The sequence below is a fragment of the Floricoccus tropicus genome (assembly GCF_001832905.1).
Taxonomy (GTDB): domain Bacteria; phylum Bacillota; class Bacilli; order Lactobacillales; family Streptococcaceae; genus Floricoccus; species Floricoccus tropicus.
This window is the reverse complement of the sequence record NZ_MKIR01000009.1, coordinates 1-547: the sequence shown is the minus strand read 5'-3', so window position 1 is coordinate 547 and position 547 is coordinate 1. Positions and strand designations below refer to the sequence as shown.

Here is a 547-nt window from a genome sequence, read left to right as displayed (position 1 = left end):
GTTCAACTACAACAAGCGATGAATCAAGTACTTCAAGCGAAGAAGAAACAAGTTCAACTACAACAAGTAGCAAACCAAGTACTTCAAGCGAAGAAGAAACAAGTTCAACTACAACAAGCGATGAATCAAGTACTTCAAGTGAAGAAGAAACAAGTTCAACTACAACAAGTAGCAAACCAAGTACTTCAAGTGAAGAAGAAACAAGTTCAACTACAACAAGCGATGAATCAAGTACTTCAAGCGAAGAAGAAACAAGTTCAACTACAACAAGTAGCAAGCCAAGTACTTCAAGTGAAGAAGAAACAAGTTCAACTACAACAAGTAGCAAGCCAAGTACTTCAAGTGAAGAAGAAATAAGTTCAACTACAACAAGTAGCAAGCCAAGTACTTCAAGTGAAGAAGAAATAAGTTCATCTACAACAAGTACAAGTGAATCAACAAGTACAAGTGAATCAACAAGTACAAGTGAATCAACAAGTACAAGTGAATCAACAAGTACAAGTGAATCAACAAGTACAAGTGAATCAACAAGAACAAAAAAAAAAAA

General features: G+C 34.9%; 1 protein-coding gene. It reads left to right on the top strand.

Translation table 11 applies throughout. The features are described from left to right. Nucleotides 1-547: hypothetical protein (locus BG261_RS11435; RefSeq protein WP_193790146.1), on the top strand; the 547-nt coding region annotated here is incomplete at both ends.